Genomic DNA, 22,802 nt, shown 5'->3' on the forward strand with positions numbered 1-22,802 from the left:
CACTCCTACGGCGGCCTGGTGGCGCGGGCGGCGGTGTTCGCTGGGGCTCCGGTCGCGGGTCTCACGCTGATGTCGTCCGGCCCGTCCGAGCTGCCCGCGGGTGAACGCCGCACGGTGCTGGAGGTCGGCGAGCACGTGCTGGCCGAGCAGGGCGTCGAGGGCACCCAGAAGCTGAACGAGCTGCGCTCCCGGCAGAACCCGGCCTATGCCGCGCTGCCGCAGGAGCTGAAGGACTTCTACCGCACCAGGTTCCTCCGGTCGTCCGCCGCGGCGCTGCTCGGGATGAGCAACGGCCTGCGCGAGGAACCGGACCAGGTCGCCAAGCTCGCCCGCACGCTCCGCACGTCGGGCACGCCGTGCCTGGTGGTGTGCGGCGACGCGGACGACGCGTGGAGCCCGGCCGTCCAGCGCGACATGGCCGAGCGGCTGGACGCGGACTTCGCCGTGCTGCCCGGCGTGATGCACTCGCCGAACACCGAGGCGCCGCAGGCACTCGTGGACACGCTGCTGCCGACGTGGCGGGCCTGGCTCACGTCGTAGTCAGGCCGTCAGCACGACGCCGCCCACGGCTGCTTGATCGTCGTTCACCCGAGGTGCCGTCGCCGTGCCCACGCTCCCGGCCCGCGTTAGGCCCACCAGAACGTCCACAGCGTCACACCGCTCACCACGAGCACGCCGAACGACGCCAGCGGCGCCCTCCAGTCCGCGTACCGGTCGGCCACGATCTGGCCGGCGACCACGAACAGCGCCGCCACCACGTGCGCGACCACCGACAACGTGCCGGGCCCCGGCAGGTCACGCGAGTTCGCGTAGAACTGGACGCCGATGTTCCCGAGGGCGAGCAGCACCATGCCCACCGCGAGCACACCGCTCACAGCGCGCAGGATTCCGTAGGTCCGCGACGGCCGCTTCGCTGCTTCCACTTCCACTCCCGCCACCCTACGGGTCCGGCGGCCGGCGGCCGGTCAGGACCCGACTGGCGTCTCCGGCGACTACGGCAAAAGCCGCAGGCCGGTCACCCTTCCGGAGTCGAGGCCCGGGTACCGGCCCCCCAGGTGCGTCCGAGCCGTTTCACCGGCTACGGCGCCAGCAGCGCCCAGGGGTCCAGCGAAGGCGCCGCCGCCTGCCCCTCCGGGCAACTCCGCCGGAAGTCGCACCACTGGCACTGCCGCCCCGTCACCGGAGGGAACAGCACCTCCCGGTCGCCACCGGCCTTCAACGTCTCCGTGGCCAGGTCGATCTCGTCCGCGGCCTCCTCCGCCCGCCGGACGTGCCGCGCCAGCGACTCCTCCGTGTGCTCCCACACCGCCACCGACCCCGACGGCAGGTGGTGCAGCTCGACGCGGCGGCACGGCTTGCGCAGCGTGCGGCGGGCGGCGAGCGCGTACAGGGCCAGGGCCTGCGAGCCGCGGGCGTCGTCCGCGGTCAGCACGTGGCGGCCCGTCTTGTAGTCGACGATCACCAGCTCGCCGTCGCGCTGGTCGATGCGGTCGACCCGGCCCTCGGCCACGATGCGCTCGGTCGGCGAGGACACCCAGCGCTCGACGCCGAGCGGCTCGAAGTCGACGTCCAGGTTCGAGACGTACTCGTGCACCCAGCCGCGGGCGCGGTCGCGGTACTCGGCGGCCTGGTCGGCGTCGCGGAAACCCTCGGACTTCCACTGGCGGTTCACCAGCGCCACGGCCTGGTCCGGCGTGCGGCGCTCCACCGGCAGGTCGAAGAGCGCCTTCAACGCGTTGTGCACCACGGCACCGAGGGTGTTGTGGGCCCACGCACCACCTCGTGGAGGTGTGGGGCGGTCGAGGTAGGTCATCCGGAAGCGACGCGGGCAGTCCGTCCACGTCGCGAGCTTCGCGGGCGTGACGCGCACGAGCCGACGCGGTGCCGCGGTGCCGAAGTCGAAGCCGAGTTGTTCCACCCCAACCAAGTTACTCAGCACCCCTGACAGAAAATGAGCCGCATGGAGATCTGGCACAACCCGCGCTGCTCCAAGAGCCGCGCCGCCAAGCAACGCCTCGACGACGAGGGCGTCGAGCACACCGAACGCCGCTACCTCGACGACGTCCCCACCGCCGCGGAGCTCGACGAGGTCCTCACCAAGCTCGGCAAGCAGCCCTGGGAGATCGCGCGCACCGGGGAAGCCGCCTACCCCGCGACCCTCGAGCACGACCGCGCGAAGTGGATCGCGCACATGGTCGCCAACCCGATCCTGATCGAACGCCCGATCGTCATCGACGGCGACACGGCCCACATCGAGCGCTAGTGGCGCGACTCAGAACGTCGGCGAGGTGATCCGCGCTCAGCAGGGCGCCTCGCGGCACCGCCCCGTACAAACCAGTACGACGACGTGGGGGCGGCACCCCGATGCACCCGTCTGACCGTGCATTCCCCCGGCAACGTTCTGAGCCACACCACTAGACGCCCGAGGTGATGAAGCCCTGCACCGACGACGCGACGAGCTGCACGGCGATCGCGGCCAGCAGCAGACCGGCGATCTTGGCCATCAGCAGGATGCCGCTCTCCTTGAACACCTTGATCAGCAGGCCGGCGGACCGCAGCGTCCCCAGCAGCACGAGGTGCACGGCCACGATCGCCGCGGCCAGCGCGAGGTAGGAGCCCCAGGCGCCGTCGGCCTGCCGCACGAACACGATCGTCGCGGCGATGGCGCCCGGTCCGGCCAGCAGCGGCGTGCCCAGCGGCACCAGGGCGATGTTGACGTCCTCGACCTCGGGGTGGTTCGTCGCGCCCTTGCCGGTCAGCAGGTCGAGGGCGATCAGCAGCAACAGCAGCCCGCCCGCGCCCTGCAGGGCGGGGATGCCGATGTGCATGTACGCGAGGATCGAGTTGCCCGCGACCGCGAACAGCGTGATCACCAGGAACGACACCAGCACGCCCTGCCGCGCCGCCCTCTTCCGCGCGTCGCGCGACTTGCGGCCCACCAGCCCGAGGAACACCGGAACGGTGCCGGGCGGGTCCATGATCACCAGCAACGTGATCGAGGCCTCGACGAACAGCCGCAGGTTGAACACTCCGACACCGCCTATCCGACGAGGATCTTGCCGCCTGTCGCCCTCGCCGCCAGAGCATCCAGCATCTCCGGCGCCGTCGTCTCGGCGCCGAGCCGCACCGTCTTGTTCGTGCCGTGGTAGTCACTCGACCCGGTGACGATCAAGCCGAGCTCGTCGGCCAGCAGCCGCAACGACCGGCGCGTCTCGGGGTCGTGGTCCGGGTGGTCGACCTCGACGCCCGCCAGGCCGGCCTCGGTCAGCGACCGCACCACGGCGGGCGCCACGACGGGGCCGCGGGAGTGGGCGAACGGGTGGGCGAGCACGGTGACGCCGCCCGCCTCGGTGATCATCTCGATCGCGCGCTCGACGGGGGTGTCCGTGCGGCCCACGTAGTACTGGCCGCCGGTCAGGAACGTCGCGAAGGCCTCGTCGACGGACGAGACGACCCCGGCGCGGATCAGCGCCTGGGCGAGGTGCGGGCGACCGGCCGGCGCGTCGAAGGGCAGCCGGGACATGAGGTCGACCGGGTCGATCGGGAAGCCGTCGGCCTGCATCATCTCGGCCATCCGCTGCAGCCGGGTGCGCCGTTCCTCGCGCAGCCGCGACTGCTCCTTCATCAGCATGGCGTGCGTCGGGTCGTAGAGGTACGCCAGCAGATGAACCGTGATGGTGCGGCCGTAGCCGTCAGCCGAGGAGCACGACAGCTCCGCGCCGCGCACGAGCCGCAGGCCGGGAGGCAGCGCGGCCGCGGCCTCGGCCCACCCGGCCGCCGTGTCGTGGTCGGTGATCGCCACCGCGTCGAGCCCGGCTTGCGCCGCAGCCCTCACCAGTTCGGCAGGGCTGTCGGTGCCGTCGGACTCGGACGAATGGGTGTGCAGATCGATGACCACGTCGTCCAGTGTGGACGACATGGTGCACGACCGGTGTTACGGGACCATCTTCTTCCCGCGCGCGGCGCGCTGGGCCTTGATCATCGAGAAGCGCTCGGCCTGGGCCTTCTTGTCGCCGAAGGTCAGCTCCGAGATGGCGTCGTAGACCTCTTCGGGGTCCGGCAGGTACTCCAGGCGGTTCAGCGCCTGGATCTGACCCGCGGACTCCACGATCAGCGTGCCGTAGCCGAGCATGCGCCCGCCCACGGTGCGCTCGTAGGTGAGGTCGGTGACCTTGCTGATGGGCATCATCGCGACCTTGGTCTCGAAGACGCCCGACGTCAGCATGAAGCGCTTGTCGGTGACGACGATGCGCTCGACCCACCACTCGATGATGAAGTAGGAGAGCCGCAACAGGACGAGCAGCGCTCCGTACCACAGCACGTTCTGCAGCACCGCGGCGTCCGCCGGGAGCAGGTACGAGATCATCATGAAGCCGGCGAGCAGCGCCGCCCCCTCCAGGACGTCCCAGACCAGGTAGGACCAGTGCCTGCGCACCCGGATGACCCGACGCTCGCTCGACAGCAGGTAGTCGTCCGGATCACGTGGTGCGAACATGCGCTACCAGCCCTTTCCTGGTGCCAGCCAGTGCCCTGTCCCTGCCCCGGTTCAGCCGTCGGGGACTAGAACAATTGTCGCACGAAGGTGATCAGGGCCTCAGCCGCAGTTCGAAGCGAGTTGAGGATGTTCTGCACCAGTTGGGCCGCCTGCTGGGGCTCTGCGATGAGGAAGAAGAGCAGCAAGGCGATTCCAGCGAAAGTGAGAATCTTCTTCAAGTTCACGGTGTCCACCCCGTCCGCGTCGCACCCGTTTGGCGCCGTTCGTGACCGTTGTACAGCACCATCCGGCACCTTGGGAGATTTGTACCGCAGCCGGGGTAGCGGACAGCACCACCATTCCGGTGTGACTACGCTTCGTGATCGTGACGCCCAGCAGCAACCGCACCATCCGTTGCGTCGGAGCCATCGCGCATGACTCGAACGGGCGACTGCTGCTCGTGCGACGCGCCAATCCGCCTGGTGAGGGCATGTGGTCGGTACCGGGCGGCCGCGTGGAGCCCGGCGAGACGGATGAGGCTGCCGTGACCAGGGAGGTGTTCGAGGAGACCGGCCTCGTGGTCACTGTCGGTCGTCTGGCCGGCTCCGTGCGGCGACCGGCCCCGAACGGGGTTTTCGCGATCTTCGACTACGAATGCCAGGTCACGTCGGGTGTGCTCCGAGCGGGCGACGACGCGTCGGACGTCGCCTGGGTCGACAGTGCGACCTTGGCCACACTTCCGGCCGCCGACGGCCTCGTGGAAGCGCTCTCCGGCTGGAACTGCCTGCCCAGGGCCTGATCACGGTTCACGCGATCGGGGCGAGCGTTCACCGCCAAACGAGACGCTGCCCGTGGGCCTCGGTCGTCGCCAGGACGGAACTCGAGACCTCACCATCACCGAAACGGACCAACCGCAGCTCACCGGCCTCGTGGGCGGCCCACCAGACAGGTCGCCCCAAAGCCGACAAAGCAGGCGCGAGGTCGAGTCCGGACCCGCTCGAGAGGACGACGAGCGGGGCGTCGATCGGCTCCACGGCCTTCGCCAGGTCGGCCACCGGGTCACCGGCGACGAGCCGCGGCGGGTTCTTGCGCAGCACCCCGCACGCGACGCCGAACAGGCGCAGCCGCTCCGGCTGGTCCGCCCACACGCACGCCTCGAGCCACGCGTACGCGTCCTCGTCGGTCAGGTCGGCGGGTGCGACGCCGATGCCCGCCTTCGCGGCCACCTTCACCGTCTTGGGCAGCTTCGGCAGCACCGCGCCCGGCGCGAGCTCCAGCGCGCAGTGCAGGCCCAGCGCGGCCTTGGCGGGCCCGGCGACCACCTGGCCCGCCTCGGCGGTCTGGTAGCGGTACGAGTAGTGGTCGAGCCCGAGCAGCAGGCCGGCCGTCGTCGCGACCTCCACGAGCCCGATCGGCCCGCCCGCCTGCTTCGCCGCGGCGGCCACGGCCGGGTAGAGCAGCGCCGCGCGCCGCACCTCGTTGGTTTGGATCACCTGAGAGCCCACGAGCGCTCTCACGCGGTCGCCGCGTTCGAGGAGGAAGTCCCGGAACAGCGGCCAGGTGCTCTCGTCCGCGCCGTAGGTCCCGCCGAGCGACGGGTAGTAGTTCGAGAGCCGGTGGAACGGCTCCGCCTGCACGAGCCGGTGCGCCGCCGCCAGCAGGAGCTCGCCCGTGGCGTTGTCCTCGCTGGCGGCGGTCAGCAGTGCGGCGACCTCCGGATCGGCGGCGGCACGCGACGCGAGGTGCTCGTAGAGCGGCGAGATCGCCGCGGCCTCCTCCGCGAACTCACGCAGACGACGCTGTGCCAGATCCAGAGAAGTCACTTCACTCCTTGGGTTCAGGGCGCCCCGGCTGCTCGCCACCGCGGGCTTCGCCGTAGGACTGCTTCGGCACCATGACCTTGCGCCTGAAGATGCACACGACCGTGCCGTCCTGCTTGTAGCCGCGAGTCTCCACGTAGACCACGCCCCTGTCGTCCTTCGACTTGGACGGCGTCTTGTCGAGCACCTCGGTCTCACCGTAGATCGTGTCGCCGTGGAACGTCGGCTTCACGTGCCGCAGCGACTCGATCTCCAGGTTGGCGATCGCCTTGCCGGAGACATCGGGCACGGACATGCCCAGCAGCAACGAGTAGATGTAGTTGCCCACGACGACGTTCTTGCCGAAGTCCGTCGTGTTCTCCGCGTAGTTCACATCCATGTGGAGCGGGTGGTGGTTCATCGTGAGCAGGCAGAACAGGTGGTCGTCGTACTCCGTCACCGTCTTGCCCGGCCAGTGCTTGTAGACCGCTCCGACCTCGAACTCCTCGTAGTACCGACCGAACTGCACCGCGCCTCCAACTACGTGTGATCGAGATCTGTCCCGGGTGGGGAGACAGTCTTCACACGGAGGGAGTACCCTCGGCAACCGGTGTGTGAGGATTTCCACCACCCGTGCCCTTCGCCCCGAGGAGGTGAGGACCCCTAAATGAGCAAGGACCCCCACCCTGCCAGTACCAAGCGCGTCCTCACCGAGGTGGCCTTCTAGCTCCGTCTAGAACGTTCCAGTTCCACCGGGTCAGGACGCCCGTCGTGCTTTCGCACAACACGTCGGCGTGTGTACCTGGAGGAACTCAGCATGCCCAGCCTGCCCTCGATCCGCGGACGGGGTTCCCAGCGCGGCCCCTCGGGTCACGTCCCGCACGTCCCCGTCCCGCTGTCGCACTACGTCGTCGACTGCGCGGTGTACGTGGACGGCAAGCGGTTGCCCGGCCGCTGGACGCACACGGACGCGGTCAAAGAGGTGCGCAGGCGCAAGGACGGCTTCGTCTGGATCGGCCTGCACGAGCCCGACGCGGAGCAGATCGAGGGCATCGCCGAGACGTTCGGGTTGCACGAGCTCGCGGTCGAGGACGCGGTGCACGCGCACCAGCGCCCGAAGCTCGAGCGGTACGACAACACGCTCTTCATGGTCTTCAAGACCGTCCGCTACGTGACGAACCCCTCGCCCGACACCGCCAACGAGATCGTCGAGTCCGGCGAGATCATGGTGTTCCTGGGCAAGGACTTCGTCATCACCGTGCGGCACGGCAACCACTCCGGGCTGTCCAAGCTGCGCCACGTGCTGGAGGCCGACCCGGAGCGCCTGGAGATCGGCCCGGCCGCGGTGATGCACGCGATCGCCGACCAGGTGGTCGACAACTACCTCGAGGTCACCGACCACGTCGAGGACGACATCGACCGCATGGAGGAACGGGTCTTCGCGCCGCGCACCGAGGTGAGCGCGGAGCAGATCTACATGTTCAAGCGCGAGGTCGTGGAGCTGCGCCGCGCGGTCATGCCGCTCGCGAACCCGTTGCGCCGCCTGGCGGAGGGCTACACGCCGCTCATCCCGGAGCAGGTGCGGGCGTTCTTCCGCGACGTCGACGACCACCTCACCGAGGTCGCCGAGCGCGTGACGGCGTTCGACGAGCTGCTGACCACGCTGGTCGACGCGACGCTCGCGAAGATCACGCTGCAGCAGAACACCGACATGCGCAAGATCACCTCGTGGGTCGCGATCATCTCCGTGCCCACCATGGTCGTCGGTGTGTACGGCATGAACTTCGACTACATGCCCGAGCTCAAGTGGAAGTTCGGGTACCCGCTGATCATGAGCCTGGTCCTGATCGCCTGCCTCACGCTCTACCGAATACTGCGCCGAAATCGCTGGCTCTAGTCCCGGTTTCGCCCGCTTTCGCTTGGTAGAAGAGGTTTGTCATGACCAGACTGCTCACCAACATCCGCTTCTGGGTCCTCGCGTTCCTGCTCTGCTGGATCACCACCGTGTTCGTCCTCATCAGCGGGACGCCCTGACGTGCACCGCCGGCTGACCAACCTGCGGTTCTGGATCATGGTGTTCGCCGTGGGCTGGCTGCTGATGGTCTTCGTGTTCATCGCCTTCTGGCCCGAGCCCGGTGAGGAGTCACCGGACGAGCTGGCCGCGGAGGTGACGAACGCCTTGCGGGCGCACGACTTCCACAAGCTGGAGCCGCTGCTCGCGGTCGGCGGTGAGGACGTCGCGAAGTCCACGGTCGAGTACTTCCGGACGGCACGGGTGGAACGCGGCACCTACCGCGACGGCGCCGTCGTCGTCGAGTACTCGCACGCCGGCACCCGCGCCGAGTTCCGGCTGCCCGTCGAGGTGCAGGACGGCCGCTACGTGGTGAACCCGGTCCTCACTCCCAAGGGGTGACGTCCCAGGTGAACGGCGTGCCGTGGCCCTCGCCGCGACCGAGGTTCAGCGAGATCCCCGCCGGCCACAGCTTGAGCAGCAGCTCGAACCGGTAGTCCCCGTCCGTCCTGCGCGGTTCGAACACCAGCAGCGCCAGCGGTGTCGTGGGCGTCGCCCTCGCGGCCGCGTCGGCCAGCACGGCCCTGCCCATCGCCCGGTCGGCCGGTGAGACGTACTGCCACACCACCGAATGCCACACGACCGTGAGCACGTCCCGTTCGGTGCGCGCGAGCTGTTTCGCGAGCCATTCCGGGCCCGCCGAGCGCTCGACGGGGACCGGGTCGGTGGCGGCGAGGTCGAGCGCGTCGCGCAGCCGGTTCCACCGCTGCGGCTGGTCCGCCCAGACGAACGAGCTCAGGTGCAGCCGTCCGTCCTCAGTGGACACGTCGACCGGGTGGAGGTCGCAGCCCGCCCTGCCGACGACGCGCAGCCGGTGGCCGAGGTCGGCGGGAGGCCTGCCGGTCCACTCCGGGTCGAGGACGAGGAGGCTGTCCGGGTCGCCGAGCACCCGGTCCTCGAGCCGGTAGCCGACGTGGTGCGGGCGCAGGTTCAGCCCGCCGCTCGCGCCGACCTCCAGCAGCCGCACGCAGAACGGCACGTGCCGGCCCGCGGCCTTCGCGGCCTCCTGCGCGGCGACCAGCAGGCCGCCGTAGAGGGGTGCGCTGCGGCCCGGCTCGTTGGTCTGCACGACGGTGGCCTGCACCCGGTACCGGAGCAGGTCGGTGTGCTCGGTGAGGGCGGGCAGCGCGTCCTGCCACAGCGTCGGCAGGTGGGGCCGGCCGCCGACGGACGGGTAGTGCTTCGCGAGGGCGGGCGCACGCCCTTCGAGCACGATCCGGTGGACGGCGCCCGCGAACCGCAGCCCGGGCACGGCGCCCTCCCGGTCGCGTTCGGAGCCCGCCATGATCCGGGCCGTGACGCCGCCCTGCCGGAGGTCTTCCGCGGCGTCGGTGAGGAGTCGCTGGGTCAGCGGACTGCGGTCGCGGCATCCGTGAGCGGCCGCGGCGAACAGCTCGGCAAGCACCCCGTTCACGCTAGTGGCAGCTCCGCCGCCCGTCATGTGGGGAAAGCTTGATTACGCTGGAAGAATGGTTCGGGTTCTGGCTGTCGCGGACGAGGTGGTCGAACACCTGTGGACCGACCAGGTGCACCAGCACGGCGGCGTGGACCTGGTCCTCGCGGCGGGCGACCTGCCGTTCGACTACCTGGAACACCTGGCCAACGCCCTGGACAGACCGCTCGTGTTCGTCCCCGGCAACCACGACGCCGACCTGTCCGGCTACTCGAACGTGCGCGGCCTGTGGACCAAGGCGGGCCTGCCGGTGCGCTGGCCAGGTCCAGCCGGTGCGGTGAACGCGGACGAACGCGTGGTCGACGTCGCCGGGCTGCGCATCGCCGGTCTCGGTGGTTCGATCCGCTACAACAAGGGCCCGAACCAGTGGACGGAACGGCAGCAGGCCCGCCGCGCCCGCCGGGTGACCCGGCTGGCCGGGTGGCGCAGGCTGCGGGACGGACGTGGCGTGGACGTGCTGCTGACCCACTCACCCCCGCGCGGCTGCGGTGACGAGCCCGACGCCCCGCACCTCGGCTTCGAGTGCTTCCGAGGGCTCGTCTCGCGGCTCCAGCCGTCGTTCATGCTGCACGGCCACATCCACCCGCACGGCGTGCCACGCCCGGACCGCGAACTGGGCGCCACCCGCGTGGTCAACGTCGTTCCGCAGAAGGTCCTGGACGTCCCGGGAGGTCGCGATGAGGCGTGACACAGGTTTCCCCGCGGCCGACGCCGAGAACGACTTCCAGCGGGCCCGCCGCCGCCAGGTGATGTCGCGCCTGGCGGCCTGGCTGCGCAGGGAACCGGACGACGTCAACATCATGCTGCCGTTCCACGAGGTCGTCGAGGCCCTCGGCATGGCGTCGGAGAAGCGCCTGGGCCTCCAGTCGATCCGCCTGGACTCGATCGTCGGCAGCGTCGACCGCACCCGCGACTTCGACCGCCGCTTCCGCCCCACCTCGGGCCGCGTCCGAGAACGCTGGCAACGCCTGGCCCTCGCCGCCCGCAGGGGCGAGAGCGTCCCCCCGATCGAGGTCTACCGCATCGGCGAACTGCACTTCATCGTCGACGGCCACCACCGCGTCTCGGTCGCGCACGCCCTGGGCCTGACGGTGATCGACGCCTACGTGACGCAGGTGATCACCCGCCTGAACTCCTCCGGCATCCGCTACCGGGGCGACCTGATCGTGAAGGACTACCGCCGCCTCTTCCTCGACCGGGTCCCCCTGACCGGCGAGGCCCGCGCCGCCGTCGTCCTCTCCGACCCCTGGGACTACGCCGAGCTGGGCGAACACGTCGAGGCCTGGGGCTTCCGCCTGATGCAGGACACGGGCGAGCTCCTCGACCGCACCGAGATCGCCCGCCGCTGGTACGCCGACGAGTACAAGCCGGTGGTGGCGATGCTGCGCCAGGCGGACATGGTGGGCGACCGCACGGAGACCGAGGCGTACATGTGGGTGGCGGCGGAGCGCTACCGCCTGATCCGCACGCACCGCTGGGACGCGGACGTCATCAACGCGGTGCGGGAGGAGAGCCAGTCGCACGGCCGCACGACGCGCGGCTGAGCACTCCCGTCCCCGATCGCACTCGGCGCCCCTCCACCGGCACCGGCCACCCCGACCCGCCCTCAGCGGGGCACCACCCTCCCCCCGTCCACCTCGGGCAACGGCCGAGCCTGGTCCAGCACCTCGTCGGTGTACTTGTCCAGCAACCGCGTCCCGATCTGCTGCGCGTACCCGAAGATCACGGCCCACAGCAGCAAAGCAGCGGCGGAGGGGATCCCGATCAGCCCCGAGGTGACCCCGGCCCCCAGCGCCAGGATCCCCACCACGGCCAGCGCCGCCCCCAGCATGATCTTGATCAGGGCCTGGTACCCGATCATCACGTAGGGCGACAGCGAAGGCCGCCGTCGCAGCAGCAACACCACCGCGGCCAGCACAGCCCCGAAGGACCCCAGCACCTGCACCAGCCACACGTCCACACCGGACGCCTTGGCCGCACCACCGGGGCACACGGTGGGCAGCGCGTTCTCCTTGGGGTCGACGCAGAGCGGGATGATCCCCGGCTTCACGATCCCCACCACCCCGAGCACCGTGTTGATCACGAACAGCACCAGGGACGCCGCGATGAGCTTGTTCCGCAACGCCCTCGACCCGGCGTGCGCGAAGTCCGAGTTGTCGTACGCGGCCCGCAGGGCGTCCACCACGATCGCCCGCTCGACGGCCGGCGTGAACTCCCCCGGCCGCAACTCCTCCAGCGCGCGCCGCCGCGGATCGTCGTCGTCCAGGTACTGCGCCACCCGCGCCTGCAACCCCGGCAGCCGCCCCAGGAACCCGCGCTCCGCCGAGATCGTCGCCACCTCGGCCTCGTGCAGCGCGCGCCAGGCCCGTTCGATGTACCACCCGGACCACCACGACGGCACCATGCGCCACCACGGCTCGCGGGAGCCGAGCATCTCCTCGACGACGGCGGCCTGCTCCTCGGCCGTGCGGCGCCACACGTCGCCTTCCGGGTCGACCGGGTCGGGCGGGCCGAGCGCGGCCAGATCCGCGCGGACCCGGTCCAACCGGGACTGCACGACGAGTCGCCAGTCGGTCACCCTGGGTTTGCGCTCGGCCATGCCACGATGGTGGCAGCCATCACCGACAATATCGGCGGCCATCCGTGTGACGTGCTGAAACGTCACCTTGGGCGGATCACACCGGTGCGAAGCCCGCGTGGTCGAGCGGGTCGTCGTACCTGCCGAACCGGCAGAGCCCCGGGACGACCAGCCGCCCCCTGAGCCACTCCAGCAGGGTGTCGGCGAGCGGCCCGTCCAGCGGCGGTCCCTGGTCCGCGTGACGAGGCGCGAAGATCAACGGCCATCCGTCCGGCTCGCCCCGCGTGAGCCACCCGAGCTGGTCGCCGTCGATCGAGTCGCCGAACGGCAGGAACCCGCCGGGCTCCGGCCACAGCGGCAGCGGGTGGTGCTCGGGGAACTCCGCCCGCAGCTGCCGGTTGCCGTCGAGCGCGCCCTCGGACATGTCCAGCAGGCCGTGCGGTCGAGCGGCGCCCACACCCGCAGCCAGCCGGCGAAGGTGCCCGACCCGTAGGTCTCCATCAGCGCCACGTAGTCCGCCGGCAGCGAAGTGCCCAGCTCGCCGTACAGCCACTCCCACGTGCGCTCACCGAGGACGGGGTGCGCCGGTGGCACGACGAGTTCGCGCAGCGTGGCCAGCCCGGTTCCCCCGGCCAGCGCGCGCCGGCGGCCCGGCGACGAGTCGACGGGGGACGGTGGCGTCCACGGCCGGGCGTCCGGCAGGAAGGCGGTGCGCCGAGCCGAGGCGGGCAGCAACCCCAGCCCCGGCAACGCCGTCCGCACCGCCTCCTCCAGCAGACCCGACAACGACGTGCCGTAGTCGTGCCAGCCCGTGTCGTGGCCGAAGCCCACCACCGGCCACCGCGCGGGATCGGCGTCCACCGAGCTGTCCCAGAACAGGTAGCCGCCGCCACGGGTGGCGCCCCACGGCACCAGGTGCGGCGGCGCGTCAGCTACCGACCGCGTCTGCTTCACCCACTCGCCCCAGTCGAAGCGGCCGGCCTCGACGCACGGCACGTGCAGCCAGACGAACTCACCGATGTCGAGTGGGCCGTGCGCGGACGCGATCGCCTTGTAGTCGCCCGGCAAGGGCAGGCCGAGCCACGACTCGGCGGCGTCCCAGTCGACCGGAACGGGCTTCCCGGAGAACTCCACGGCCGCATGATGCCCGACCCCGGCAGGCCGACTCAGCGCCGCATCTGCGCGCTGGAACCCGCAGTGGCGCCCAGCACGACCGTCCACAACTGACCGGAACGACGCGGGAGGCGTCGCCCCGGGGCACCGGGCGACGCCTCCCCCGCGGGCTCAGGCGGTCTGCGAGGGCTCCACCAGCGCACGCAGCCGGGGAGGCATCCTCTTCTCCAGCCCGTACGGTTCGAGGTGCGCCTGCAGCACGCCCGTGAACGCCCGCTCCACGGACGCGGTGTCCCAGTTGTCGCTCTCCAGGATCGGCTGCTTGAAGTACGGCTGGCCGACGATGTGCAGCTGCCGGCCGTTGCACCGGATGACCTGCCCGGTGATGCCCTCGGCGCGGTCCGAGAGCAGGAACAGCACCAGCGGCGCCACCTTGCCCGGCGTGCGGTCGGCCGGGATGGCGCGCAGGGAGCGTTCGGACTTCCACACCATCCGCGTGTGCGCGACGGGGCACACGGCGTTCACGCGGATGCCTTCCGGCTCCAGGTCGAGCGCCCACGAGTAGCTCAGCGAGGCCACCGCGCCCTTGGTCGCCGAATAGGTGGCGAGTTTGCGCTGACCGAACGAGGCGCCGGAGGAAATGTTGATGATGGAACCACCGCCGGAAGCGCGCATCGCCCGCATCGCCGCGATTCCGGTGTAGATGACGCCGAGGACGTTCACCTCGACCACGTTCTTGATCGTCTCGGGATCGTCTTCCCAGGGCGCGGTCTCGTAGTTCAGGCCCGCGTTGTTCACCAAACCGTCGACGCGGCCGAATTCGTCGACGCAGAGTTCCACGATCTTGGCCGCCTCGCTGGGGTCGGCGACCGTGTGGGTGGAGGCGACCGCGCGGCCGCCGAACTCGCGGATGTGCTCGGCGACCCGTTCCGCCAGGTCACCGTCGTTGTCGTTGACCACCACCGACGCGCCCGCGAGGGCCGCGTGCATGGCGTAGGCCTCACCCAGTCCTCGGCCCGCTCCCGTGATGACGACCGCTTTTCCGTCCAGGATCCCCATGGCACGCTCTCTTTCACTCGGACGGCGGTTTCCCGGAAGCCCCCTGTGGTCCTGTAGCCGCCTTCGACAAGCGTGCGGAGGTTCCGAAGGCCCGAAGTCCACGTTTCGACGAGTTGTCGCCGCAGTGCGCCCAATGACCGGCCGAGTTCGGCAGAGCAGATGACCCGGGCTGATCGGCCCTCCGGGACGGGAGTCTTTCGCCCTTACACGATCGGGTGACACGGAAAAGCCGCCTCCCCGCACGGGGAAGGCGGCCCGGGAAACGAGAATTCACCGTTCCGTGTAAGTCAGGTTCCTGCCGCTGGACGGGTCGAAGAGCTGAACCTTGTCCGCGTCGAACCAGATGTCCGCCGAGGCGCCTTCCACCGCGCCGGACGCCGACGACAGGCGCGTCACGAGCGAGATGCCGTCACCCGGCACGTCGTCCGACCCCGCGTCCGCCGCGAGCTCCTGGAGCTCGGCCGAGGCCGCCTGCTCCCCCGTGAGGTTGAAGTAGGCGTACTTGTCCGAGCCCATCGACTCCAGCACGTCCACCTGGTGGGTGAACTTGCCGCCCGCCGACAGCTTCGCCGGCTCGACCAGCGCCGCGTCCTCGAAGTGCTCCGGGCGGATGCCCAGGATCACCTCGCGGGGCGCGTCGGCGGCCTCGACGAGCTGCCTGACCCGGTCCGTCAGCGCCACGTCGCCGATGATCGACCGCAGCGCGCCGTTCTCCAGCGTCGCCGGCACGAAGTTCATCGACGGGGAGCCGATGAAGCCCGCGACGAACAGGTTCGCCGGCTGGTCGTAGAGGAACTGCGGCGCGCCGATCTGCTGCACGACACCGCCGCGCATGACGACGACGCGGTCGCCGAGGGTCATCGCCTCGGTCTGGTCGTGCGTCACGTACACCGTGGTGGTGCCGAGCTGCTTCTGCAGGCGCGACACCGAGGTGCGCATCTGCACGCGGAGCTTGGCGTCCAGGTTGGACAGCGGTTCGTCCATCAGGAACGCCTTGGGGTTGCGCACGATCGCGCGTCCCATCGCCACGCGCTGCCGCTGGCCACCGGACAGGTTGGACGGCTTGCGGTCGAGGTGCTGCGAGAGGTCGAGGATGTCCGCGGCCTCCTTGACCTTCTTCTCCACCGTGGCGTTGTCGACCTTGGCCAGCCGCAACGGGAAGGCCATGTTCTCCTTCACCGTCATGTGCGGGTACAGCGCGTAGGACTGGAACACCATCGCGATGTCGCGGTCCTTGGGCGCCTTCTCGTTGACGCGCTGCCCGCCGATGCGCAGCTCGCCGTCGGTGATGTCCTCCAGGCCCGCGATCATGTTGAGCGTGGTGGACTTCCCGCAGCCGGACGGTCCGACCAGGATGATGAACTCGCCGTCGGCGATCTCCAGGTTGACCTCCTGCACGGCCAGCGCGCCGTCGGGGTACCTCTTGGTCACCTTGTCCAGAACGATCTCTGCCATTGGTCAACTCACCCCTTGACGGCGCCGGAGGTCAGGCCGGCGACGATCCGGCGCTGGAAGAACAACACGAAGAGGATGATCGGGATGGTGATGACCACGGCGGCCGCCGCGATCGACCCGGCCGGGTCCTCGAACTGCGAGCTGCCGGTGAAGAACGACAGCGCCACCGGCACGGTCCGCGACTGCTCGGTGGAGGTGAGCGAGATCGCGAACAGGAAGTCGTTCCAGCAGAAGATGAACACGAGGATCGCCGTCGTGAACACACCCGGTGCCGCGAGCGGTGCGATGACCCGCCGGAACGCCTGCCCCGGCGTCGCGCCGTCCATCTTCGCCGCCTTCTCGAGCTCCCAGGGGATCTCGCGGAAGAACGCCGACAGCGTGTAGATCGCGAGCGGCAGCGCGAACGTGATGTACGGCAGGATCAGGCCGGGCCACGTGTCGAACAGGCCGAGCGAGCGCTCGATCTCGAACAGCGGGGACACCAGCGAGACCTGCGGGAACATCGCGATCAGCAGCGAGACGCCCACCAGCAGGTTCTTGCCGGGGAAGTCGAGCCGCGCGATGGCGTAGGCGGCCATCGTGCCGAACACCACGGCGATCGCGGTCGCGATGAGCGCGATGCCGATGGAGTTGATCAGCGCCCGCGTGAACTCGGACGTCGAGAAGATGTTCTTGTAGTTCTCGAGGCTCCACTCGCGAGGGATGAAGTTGCCGTCCGCCAGCGTCGCCGAGGACTTGAACGACAACGACACGATCCACAGCACCGGCAACAGCGCGTAGATCACCACGACGGCGTTGAGCAGACCCCAGCCGACCTTCTTGCCGGTGGTCTCCGCTCCTCCGATTCCAGCCATCAGCGCTTCCCCCCGTCGTCACTGCCGGGGGCAGCGGTGCCGAAGAGCTTGATGAACACGAACGCGATGATCGCGACCATGATGAAGATCAGCACGGACATGGTCGACCCGATGCCGAGGTTCAAGCCCTTGATGAGGTTGTTGTAGGTCAGCATCGACACCGACGACGTGCCCTGCGAACCCGCGGTGAGCACGAAGAGGTTGTCGAAGATGCGGAACGCGTCGAGCGTGCGGAACAGCAGCGCCACGAGGATCGCCGGCTTCATGATCGGCACGGTGATCTTGATGAACCGCTGCCACCCGCTCGCGCCGTCCATCGCGGCGGCCTTGAGCAGGTCGTCCGGCACCAGCGCCAGGCCCGCCATCAGCAGCAGGGCCATGAACGGCGTGGTCTTCCAGATCTCCGCGAGACCCACGACCATCAGCGCCGGGATCTTCTCGGTCAGCACGGGCTCGCCGCCGAGCGCCTCGGCGAGGTAGCCGGTGCCGGGCGTCCAGGCGAAGCGCCAGGAGAACGCGGCCACGACCGTGACGATGCCGTACGGGATCAGCGTCGTCGTGCGGACGATGCCGCGGCCGACCAGCGCGCGGTGCATGATCAGCGCGAGCGACATGCCCAGCACCAGTTCGATCGCGACGGTCACGACCGTGAGCAGCACCGTCACCCACACGGCGTTCCACCAGTACGGGCTGCTGAGCACGGTGACGTAGTTGTCGAACCAGATCCACTCGGTGCGGTCCGGGAACTTGAGGTCGAACCTCTGCATCGACAGCAGCAGCGAGTAGAGGATCGGCCAGCCCGTCACCGCGACCATGGTGAGCGCCGCGGGCGCGCAGAGCAGCCAGCCGAGCTTGCGCTCGGCCTTCTTGCCCTCGCTCAGCGCCTTCTTGCGGGACGCGACCGGTGCCGGTGAGGCACCGGCGGTCGTGGTGGCCTTCGTCGTCGTCTGGCTCACGGCAGCACCCCCTTCGAGTCCAGAGCGTCCTGCAGCTCCTTGCGCAGCCTGTCCGCCGTGGCCTGCGGGTCGATGCTCGCGGGCGGCGACAGGATCGTGGAGATGACCGTCGAGACGTTCTGGTACGCGGGCGTGCGCGGCCGCACACTCGCGTTCTTCAGCGTCTCCTTGATGTCGTCGCGCATCGGGTACGCCTCGGCCATCTCGGGCTCGTCGTAGACGGCCTCGATGGTCGGCGGCACACCGTCCTTGAGCGCGGCGAGCTTCTGGTTCTCCGCGCTGCGCAAGCACAACACCGCGTCGAACGACTCGTCCGGCTTCGTGGTGAAGTTGCTGACGGCGTAGTTGATCCCACCGACGGTGACCTTCGACTGGTCACCGCTCACGGCGGGGTACAGCGCCCACTTGAAGTTCTTCGCGAACTCCGGCTTCTTCTGCGCCGCCGCGTAGACGTACGGCCAGTTGAGCTGGAACGCCGCGTTGCCGCCCTCCATCGCGAGGCGCGCGTTGTCCTCGGCCGCGTTGGAGAACGACGGGTCGATCGCCTTCGACGTCGCGAGCTTCTTCAACGCCGCCAACGCTTCCACGGCCTTGTCGTCGACGATGGCCTTGGTGCCGTTCTCGTCGAGGATCGTGCCGCCGTTGGAGTTGACGAGCGTGTTGTACAGCACGACGAGCCCCTCGTACTGCTTGCCCTGCGCGACGATCTGACCGGGCTTCCCCTCCGCCACCAGCGCCTCGGCCATGGAGATCATCTCGTCCCACGTCTTGGGCGGCGTGGGAACCAGGTCCGAGCGGTACCACAGGAGCTGGACGTTGGTGTTGTCCGGCGCCCCGTACAGCTTGCCCTCGTAGGTCGCCGTGTCGAGCGGCGTCTTCAGCGTGCCGGACTCCACCTGCGACTTGACGGAGCCGGTGAACTCCCTGATCCAGCCCGCCTTCGCGAGCTCCGCGGTCCACGTGACGTCCAGCGCGAGGACGTCCATGCTGTCGTCCCCGGCCGCGAGTCTGCGCACCATCTGCTCGCGCTGGCCGTCGGCTTCGCGCGGCAGCTTGTTGTAGACGATGTTGTAACGCCCGCCGGCCTTCGCGTTGCAGCTGTCCACGATGGCCTGGAAGTTCTCCTGCGGGTACTTGTAGACGTTCACGGTGATGCCCTGGTCGCCAGACCCGCACGCCGTGAGGGTTCCCGCCGCGAGCATCGCGGCCCCCACACCGGCCGCGAGTCGATAGCGCCTTGTCGCACCCATCGGCCCTGCCTCCTTCCCGACTGCACGGAGGAGCCAGACCGCAGCGCGCCCGGCACCTCGTCGTGCCACCGTCCGCACCCGGCGGACCGGTCAACCGAACCTAGGCCCGGTGATCAGGAGCCGCAACCAAGGGAAGCAACGATTCAGAACCAATGCCCTTATGTAAGCCTTAAGAACTCGGGTTCACCGGCCGCATCGCGAGCTTCGCGAGCAGGTCACGGCCCTTTTCGGCCGACTTCGGGTGACACAGGACGTCGTACCGGTTCGCAACCAGTTGGGACGCGGACTGGAAGTCCCTCTTGCCCTTCGCCGACCCGTACCCGACCGCCGCGAACACCAGCCCGAAGAACACACCGGTGATCAGGCCCGTGAGCACCGGCCCGACCGTCACCCCGGGCTCCGGGCTGAACAGCGTGAGCAGCAGCCCGACGAACAGACCGAACCACGCACCGCTGGCCGCGCCGGTCGCGAGGACGCGGCCCCAGGTGAGCTTGCCCGTGATCCGCTCGACGAGCATCAGGTCGACGCCGACGATCATCACGTCCTGCACCGTGAAGTCCTCGACGGCGAGGAAGTCGACCGCGCGCTGCGCCTCCTCGTACGTGGCGTACGAGCCGATCGGCCACCCCGTCGGCGGAGTGGGCAGGCGGGGCGGGACGCCGGGCCGGTTCGGGTTGGCGAACGGACTCGTCACAGGGACCACCTCTGTCGCGACGCGCTGATCGTCCCATCCTGCCAGTGCCCGGTACGGCGTGCCGACACGCCTGCGGGTGTTTTGCCGGAATACGCCGATGAGCGTATCGCCGCCGGCACGAGGAAGATCATCCTGCGCCTCCTCTACCAGGAACCGACGAAGAAGTACTCGATCTGGCGATCATTGGCTCTGTCAGCGAGCCCTACTCCCTCTGTCATCGACAGCAAGTTGTGGACACATCTGACAAATCCGCGCAAATCGACCCGGCTGAGCCCGTCGAGTCCACTGATCACAACAGCGACCGGAGGTTCACCCGCGCTCCGCTGCAAATCCCACAGACGATCGCTGAAGGCCGCCCGGCTACCGGCTCCCAGGGCGGAGAAACCGAGCTTGTCGGTCAGTTCGACGAGGAGGACCTCCTCGGCACTCTCCCAAGAACCGGGAAAAGCAGCACGAACGACCTGGAAGCCGAGTTCGGGAAGACCTTCCAGCAGCGCCTCGGAGTCGTCCGAACCCACGAAGTACGGCTCGGATCCCAGCCACGGGAAACGTGAAGCCAGATCAACCCACAACTTCGGACCTCGTGAAGAATCAGCAGCCACAACGCTTCCCCGAAGCCGAGTGAATTCGTCGTCGCGGCGACCGGCGTCAATTCGAAATCCGCGGAAGTCCTGCCCGGCAGCAAATGCCGGGTTTTGCGCATACCGCCTTGCTCGATTTCAGGAGGACGGCCGCCATCCCTCGACCGCGCGAGGACGTCGGCAGGCCTCACACCTGGTCGAGGTAGAGCGCGAACACCTCGTCGTGGGTGAGAACGTCGCCGTGGAAGCGGACCTCGTCGACCGAGCCGGGGAAGAACCCGGTGGCGACACCGGCCTTGCGCGCCGCGCCGACCGTGAAGCCGCCGGTTCCGCTCCACTGGTTCAGGGCGACGCCCTCGCCGACCAGAGAGCCGTTCACGTACAGGCGGACCCGCTGCTCCTGCGCGTCGTACACACCCACCAGGTGCGTCCACTCGTTGCCCTCCCCCGGCACCGCGGACACGGCGGCGGAGGTCACGGGAGCGCGGTCGGTGTCGGCCTCGGCGACCGAGAAGCTCCAGTTGCCGAGGTGGTCGCGGTTCCTCAGGTAGGCGAGCGAGAAACGGCTGCTGCGCACACCGTCACCGCTCACCGCGACCAGGTTGCAGCTGCTGGTGCACAAGGCGGGCAGGGCCACCCACGCGGACACCGTGAAGCTCTGTCCGGTGTCGACGGTCAGCGGGCCGGCCGCGGTGCCCCCGGTGAGGACCAGGCCGCTGCCGGACTTGCCCGCGCCGAACGCGGCACCGCCGGAAAGCGTGGCGGTGGAACCGGTCACCGCGTCCACGGCGGTCGTGCCGGACGCCTCGTCGAAGCGCCAGTGACCCGCCAACGGCGCTTCGGCCTGAGCGGTCCCCGCCGCCAGGCCCAGCGAGATGATCGCAGCCGTCAAAGCCAATGCCGCACGCATCGAAATCCCCCCAGATGTCCGCGCTCTCCAGCGCGGTCCGCGCACACCATAAGCGTGATTCAGCGGCGTGGCCAGGACTTATCGAGCGATCATCATCTCGAACCGATGTGCGAAGGCGCGGTACGAGCGCGCGTGGACGTCCCTGCTGCCGGCGACCCTCTCGCGTCCCTTCTCCAGCACCTCGCCCGCCGCACCCGCATCGCCGTTGAGCAGGTGGATGATCGCCAGCTTGCGCGCCCGTTCGAAGTCGAGCATCGACTCGGGCTTCGCGACGAGCTCGCGGACCAGCGCGTCCCACTCCGCGTGCTCGTCGATGTAGGGCTTGCCGTGCTTCGAGAACGTTGCGACCAAAGAGGAAGCACTGGCCGCGTGGTCGCCGCCAGTCTCAAAGGTCCATCGCCACACCGCTTTCTCCGGCACGAGGGCGCCGAGAGGCGTGGAAACGATTGGCGCAGCGGGTATTCCGACGCCCAGTGCACGGCAGACTTCGTCGTAACGGCGGAAGCAGACGCCCACCAGCGGGGTGACGTCCAGCGCGCCCGACAGGCCGAAGCCGAGCCAGCCCGCGACGCCGTCGCCGCGCTCCTGGAGCCAGACGTGCCGGCGGCGGACGAAGCCCGTGGGGCGCAGGGCGGTGTCCACGGCCAGGAGCACGTCGGTTTTCAGCGAGGGTCTCACGAACGACAGGGTCCCAAACGACAGCCGATTCCGCCCGGGGAGGACATCAGTGCAGCACCGGCCCCAGGAACTCGGCCAGCTTCCGGACGGCTTCACCGGGCACCTCGTCCAGGTGCTCGGTGAGCTGCAGAAGTACGCGGCCGCCACCCAGGTGCTCAACCGAGAAGCACGGCGCGGTCGCGCAGACCTCCTGCACGCCACCCAGGGCGGCGACCTGACGTGGTCCCAGCAGCGTCGCCCAGTGCGGGCCGCGCGAGAGTTCCGCTGCCATGAAGAGGGATTCGTCCAGTCCTACGCCGACGGCGACCTCGTGCGCCGTTCGCACGCCCACCCGGTCCAGGGTGATCCAGCCTCCGGACGCGCGCACCAGCGAGGCCCCCGAGCGGAACGCCGAGAGCCAGTTCTGCTGCACGACATGGGAGATCCAGCCGCCGAACAGCGAGCGGGAGGCGGTGACGACGACCTGGTGCGGGAACGCGGGGTCGTCCTTCAGCAGGACCTCCGCGGTCCAGCCGCCGTCGGCGAGGGGCAGGCCCTGGAAGTCGAGCTGGACCAGCTGCACGCGCAGGAACGACGGCAGGTCCGCCAGGGCCCGTGACCACGCCGGGAGGGTGAAGTCACCCGAAGAGAGCAGCAGGCGGGCGTAACCCGGTGGGCCCCACGGCGTTGTGCCGGAGGGGTGGTAGTCGCGGGCCACCGCCACGAGTTCCTCGACGGAGGCCGGGCACAGGGGTGTCAGCAGGTCGGTGACCAAGGCGCCGAACCACGTGGCCAGCGCGGGGCGGTCGACACCGGAGAACGTGTCCAGCTCCAGGCGGACCACGTGCGGCGGCGACACAGGTCTCGGAAGCGTCAGATCTGTGGTCAAGGTGAGCGA

General features: G+C 69.4%; 29 protein-coding genes. 7 read left to right on the forward strand and 22 right to left on the reverse strand.

Translation table 11 applies throughout. The features are described from left to right. Positions 1-540: alpha/beta fold hydrolase (locus tag L6E10_RS15715; RefSeq protein WP_236220269.1), on the forward strand; the 540-nt coding region annotated here is incomplete at its 5' end. An 86-nt stretch (positions 541-626) separates the two neighbouring features. Here L6E10_RS15715 and L6E10_RS15720 read toward each other — a convergent pair. Both L6E10_RS15720 and L6E10_RS15725 read right to left on the reverse strand, forming a co-directional pair. Beyond that, positions 627-929, reverse strand: a complete 303-nt coding sequence (locus L6E10_RS15720) for a hypothetical protein (protein WP_236220270.1) — start codon at positions 927-929, stop codon at positions 627-629. Positions 930-1,078: 149 nt separating this feature from the next. Further along, positions 1,079-1,918: a PD-(D/E)XK nuclease family protein gene (locus L6E10_RS15725; RefSeq protein ID WP_236220271.1), complete on the reverse strand. Its 840-nt coding sequence runs from the start codon at positions 1,916-1,918 to the stop codon at positions 1,079-1,081. Positions 1,919-1,960: 42 nt separating this feature from the next. On the opposite strand from L6E10_RS15725, the gene L6E10_RS15730 reads away from it, so the two are divergent. Continuing rightward, positions 1,961-2,263 (forward strand): ArsC/Spx/MgsR family protein, encoded by a 303-nt coding sequence (locus tag L6E10_RS15730; RefSeq protein WP_236220272.1) that lies wholly within the window; start codon positions 1,961-1,963, stop codon positions 2,261-2,263. A 151-nt stretch (positions 2,264-2,414) separates the two neighbouring features. On the opposite strand, the gene L6E10_RS15735 is transcribed toward L6E10_RS15730, so the two are convergent. The 4 genes from L6E10_RS15735 to L6E10_RS15750 form a co-directional block, all read right to left on the reverse strand. Beyond that, entirely contained in the window at positions 2,415-3,029 is a 615-nt protein-coding gene (locus L6E10_RS15735; protein WP_281199641.1) for a MarC family protein, read from the reverse strand. 11 nt (positions 3,030-3,040) lie between these two features. Beyond that, the gene (locus L6E10_RS15740; protein WP_374236715.1) at positions 3,041-3,919 is read right to left on the reverse strand and encodes a PHP domain-containing protein; all 879 of its coding nucleotides are present in this window, start codon (positions 3,917-3,919) and stop codon (positions 3,041-3,043) included. 15 nt (positions 3,920-3,934) lie between these two features. Then, on the reverse strand, positions 3,935-4,495 hold the full coding sequence (locus tag L6E10_RS15745) for a PH domain-containing protein (protein ID WP_236220273.1): 561 nt from the start codon (positions 4,493-4,495) through the stop codon (positions 3,935-3,937). A 65-nt stretch (positions 4,496-4,560) separates the two neighbouring features. Continuing rightward, positions 4,561-4,719 (reverse strand): hypothetical protein, encoded by a 159-nt coding sequence (locus L6E10_RS15750; protein WP_170067890.1) that lies wholly within the window; start codon positions 4,717-4,719, stop codon positions 4,561-4,563. A gap of 140 nt (positions 4,720-4,859) precedes the next feature. Here L6E10_RS15750 and L6E10_RS15755 point away from each other — a divergent pair, with 140 nt between their 5' ends. Beyond that, entirely contained in the window at positions 4,860-5,273 is a 414-nt protein-coding gene (locus tag L6E10_RS15755) for an NUDIX hydrolase (protein ID WP_236220274.1), read from the forward strand. 28 nt (positions 5,274-5,301) lie between these two features. On the opposite strand, the gene L6E10_RS15760 is transcribed toward L6E10_RS15755, so the two are convergent. Together L6E10_RS15760 and L6E10_RS15765 are read right to left on the reverse strand one after the other, a co-directional pair. Beyond that, on the reverse strand, positions 5,302-6,297 hold the full coding sequence (locus L6E10_RS15760) for a DUF2332 domain-containing protein (RefSeq protein WP_236220275.1): 996 nt from the start codon (positions 6,295-6,297) through the stop codon (positions 5,302-5,304). 1 nt (position 6,298) lies between these two features. Further along, complete coding sequence (locus tag L6E10_RS15765; RefSeq protein WP_090099673.1) at positions 6,299-6,802, reverse strand: MaoC family dehydratase; 504 nt, start codon at positions 6,800-6,802, stop codon at positions 6,299-6,301. Positions 6,803-7,090: 288 nt separating this feature from the next. Here L6E10_RS15765 and corA point away from each other — a divergent pair, with 288 nt between their 5' ends. Further along, positions 7,091-8,170 (forward strand): magnesium/cobalt transporter CorA, encoded by a 1,080-nt coding sequence (gene corA, locus L6E10_RS15770; RefSeq protein WP_236220276.1) that lies wholly within the window; start codon positions 7,091-7,093, stop codon positions 8,168-8,170. A 138-nt stretch (positions 8,171-8,308) separates the two neighbouring features. Beyond that, positions 8,309-8,686, forward strand: a complete 378-nt coding sequence (locus L6E10_RS15775) for a hypothetical protein (RefSeq protein ID WP_236220277.1) — start codon at positions 8,309-8,311, stop codon at positions 8,684-8,686. On the opposite strand, the gene L6E10_RS15780 is transcribed toward L6E10_RS15775, so the two are convergent. Continuing rightward, positions 8,670-9,758, reverse strand: coding sequence for a DUF2332 domain-containing protein (locus tag L6E10_RS15780; RefSeq protein ID WP_236220278.1), 1,089 nt, complete (start codon positions 9,756-9,758; stop codon positions 8,670-8,672). The two genes, L6E10_RS15775 and L6E10_RS15780, sit on opposite strands and share 17 nt — an antisense overlap. A gap of 55 nt (positions 9,759-9,813) precedes the next feature. On the opposite strand from L6E10_RS15780, the gene L6E10_RS15785 reads away from it, so the two are divergent. Then, on the forward strand, positions 9,814-10,485 hold the full coding sequence (locus L6E10_RS15785) for a metallophosphoesterase (protein WP_236220279.1): 672 nt from the start codon (positions 9,814-9,816) through the stop codon (positions 10,483-10,485). Beyond that, a complete protein-coding gene (locus L6E10_RS15790; RefSeq protein ID WP_236220280.1) occupies positions 10,475-11,341 on the forward strand; it encodes a chromosome partitioning protein ParB in 867 nt (288 codons plus the stop codon). Before L6E10_RS15785 ends, L6E10_RS15790 begins: the two co-directional genes overlap by 11 nt. A 62-nt stretch (positions 11,342-11,403) precedes the next feature. Here L6E10_RS15790 and L6E10_RS15795 read toward each other — a convergent pair whose 3' ends face one another. From L6E10_RS15795 to L6E10_RS15855, 13 genes are all read right to left on the reverse strand, one after another. Further along, positions 11,404-12,396, reverse strand: a complete 993-nt coding sequence (locus L6E10_RS15795) for a hypothetical protein (protein WP_236220281.1) — start codon at positions 12,394-12,396, stop codon at positions 11,404-11,406. Positions 12,397-12,472: 76 nt separating this feature from the next. Further along, positions 12,473-12,634 carry a hypothetical protein gene (locus L6E10_RS15800; RefSeq protein WP_236220282.1) on the reverse strand — a complete coding sequence of 54 codons (162 nt, stop codon included), beginning with the start codon at positions 12,632-12,634 and terminating at the stop codon, positions 12,473-12,475. Next, positions 12,631-13,509 carry an SMI1/KNR4 family protein gene (locus tag L6E10_RS15805; protein ID WP_236220283.1) on the reverse strand — a complete coding sequence of 293 codons (879 nt, stop codon included), beginning with the start codon at positions 13,507-13,509 and terminating at the stop codon, positions 12,631-12,633. The genes L6E10_RS15800 and L6E10_RS15805 overlap by 4 nt, the downstream gene beginning before the upstream one ends. Positions 13,510-13,659: 150 nt before the next feature. Beyond that, positions 13,660-14,547, reverse strand: a complete 888-nt coding sequence (locus tag L6E10_RS15810; protein WP_236220284.1) for an SDR family NAD(P)-dependent oxidoreductase — start codon at positions 14,545-14,547, stop codon at positions 13,660-13,662. Between the two features lie 270 nt (positions 14,548-14,817). Then, positions 14,818-16,002 carry an ABC transporter ATP-binding protein gene (locus tag L6E10_RS15815; protein ID WP_236220285.1) on the reverse strand — a complete coding sequence of 395 codons (1,185 nt, stop codon included), beginning with the start codon at positions 16,000-16,002 and terminating at the stop codon, positions 14,818-14,820. An 8-nt stretch (positions 16,003-16,010) separates the two neighbouring features. Continuing rightward, complete coding sequence (locus L6E10_RS15820) at positions 16,011-16,856, reverse strand: carbohydrate ABC transporter permease (protein WP_236220286.1); 846 nt, start codon at positions 16,854-16,856, stop codon at positions 16,011-16,013. Continuing rightward, positions 16,856-17,812 (reverse strand): carbohydrate ABC transporter permease, encoded by a 957-nt coding sequence (locus tag L6E10_RS15825; RefSeq protein WP_374236725.1) that lies wholly within the window; start codon positions 17,810-17,812, stop codon positions 16,856-16,858. The genes L6E10_RS15820 and L6E10_RS15825 overlap by 1 nt, the downstream gene beginning before the upstream one ends. After that, a complete protein-coding gene (locus L6E10_RS15830) occupies positions 17,809-19,062 on the reverse strand; it encodes an ABC transporter substrate-binding protein (RefSeq protein WP_236220287.1) in 1,254 nt (417 codons plus the stop codon). The genes L6E10_RS15825 and L6E10_RS15830 overlap by 4 nt, the downstream gene beginning before the upstream one ends. A 169-nt stretch (positions 19,063-19,231) precedes the next feature. After that, entirely contained in the window at positions 19,232-19,756 is a 525-nt protein-coding gene (locus L6E10_RS15835; RefSeq protein WP_374236728.1) for a general stress protein, read from the reverse strand. 143 nt (positions 19,757-19,899) lie between these two features. Next, positions 19,900-20,328, reverse strand: coding sequence for a hypothetical protein (locus L6E10_RS15840; RefSeq protein WP_236220289.1), 429 nt, complete (start codon positions 20,326-20,328; stop codon positions 19,900-19,902). Positions 20,329-20,524: 196 nt separating this feature from the next. Then, positions 20,525-21,247, reverse strand: a complete 723-nt coding sequence (locus tag L6E10_RS15845; protein ID WP_236220290.1) for a LamG domain-containing protein — start codon at positions 21,245-21,247, stop codon at positions 20,525-20,527. Positions 21,248-21,325: 78 nt separating this feature from the next. Continuing rightward, positions 21,326-21,925 carry a hypothetical protein gene (locus L6E10_RS15850; RefSeq protein WP_236220291.1) on the reverse strand — a complete coding sequence of 200 codons (600 nt, stop codon included), beginning with the start codon at positions 21,923-21,925 and terminating at the stop codon, positions 21,326-21,328. A gap of 46 nt (positions 21,926-21,971) precedes the next feature. Further along, complete coding sequence (locus L6E10_RS15855; protein ID WP_236220292.1) at positions 21,972-22,793, reverse strand: DUF3396 domain-containing protein; 822 nt, start codon at positions 22,791-22,793, stop codon at positions 21,972-21,974. Positions 22,794-22,802: the final 9 nt, after the last annotated feature.

It is taken from the genome of Lentzea sp. CC55 (assembly GCF_021056325.1).
Taxonomy (GTDB): domain Bacteria; phylum Actinomycetota; class Actinomycetes; order Mycobacteriales; family Pseudonocardiaceae; genus Lentzea; species Lentzea jiangxiensis.

Bases quoted from the DNA above. Each gene is read 5' to 3' on its own strand.
- L6E10_RS15730 (WP_236220272.1), top strand. From the start codon at position 1,961: ATGGAGATCTGGCACAACCCGCGCTGCTCCAAGAGCCGCGCCGCCAAG.
- L6E10_RS15740 (WP_374236715.1), bottom strand. From the start codon at position 3,919: ATGTCGTCCACACTGGACGACGTGGTCATCGATCTGCACACCCATTCG.
- L6E10_RS15745 (WP_236220273.1), bottom strand. From the start codon at position 4,495: ATGTTCGCACCACGTGATCCGGACGACTACCTGCTGTCGAGCGAGCGT.
- corA (WP_236220276.1), top strand. From the start codon at position 7,091: ATGCCCAGCCTGCCCTCGATCCGCGGACGGGGTTCCCAGCGCGGCCCC.
- L6E10_RS15785 (WP_236220279.1), top strand. From the start codon at position 9,814: ATGGTTCGGGTTCTGGCTGTCGCGGACGAGGTGGTCGAACACCTGTGG.
- L6E10_RS15790 (WP_236220280.1), top strand. From the start codon at position 10,475: ATGAGGCGTGACACAGGTTTCCCCGCGGCCGACGCCGAGAACGACTTC.
- L6E10_RS15795 (WP_236220281.1), bottom strand. From the start codon at position 12,396: ATGGCCGAGCGCAAACCCAGGGTGACCGACTGGCGACTCGTCGTGCAG.
- L6E10_RS15810 (WP_236220284.1), bottom strand. From the start codon at position 14,547: ATGGGGATCCTGGACGGAAAAGCGGTCGTCATCACGGGAGCGGGCCGA.
- L6E10_RS15815 (WP_236220285.1), bottom strand. From the start codon at position 16,002: ATGGCAGAGATCGTTCTGGACAAGGTGACCAAGAGGTACCCCGACGGC.
- L6E10_RS15820 (WP_236220286.1), bottom strand. From the start codon at position 16,856: ATGGCTGGAATCGGAGGAGCGGAGACCACCGGCAAGAAGGTCGGCTGG.
- L6E10_RS15830 (WP_236220287.1), bottom strand. From the start codon at position 19,062: ATGGGTGCGACAAGGCGCTATCGACTCGCGGCCGGTGTGGGGGCCGCG.
- L6E10_RS15845 (WP_236220290.1), bottom strand. From the start codon at position 21,247: ATGCGTGCGGCATTGGCTTTGACGGCTGCGATCATCTCGCTGGGCCTG.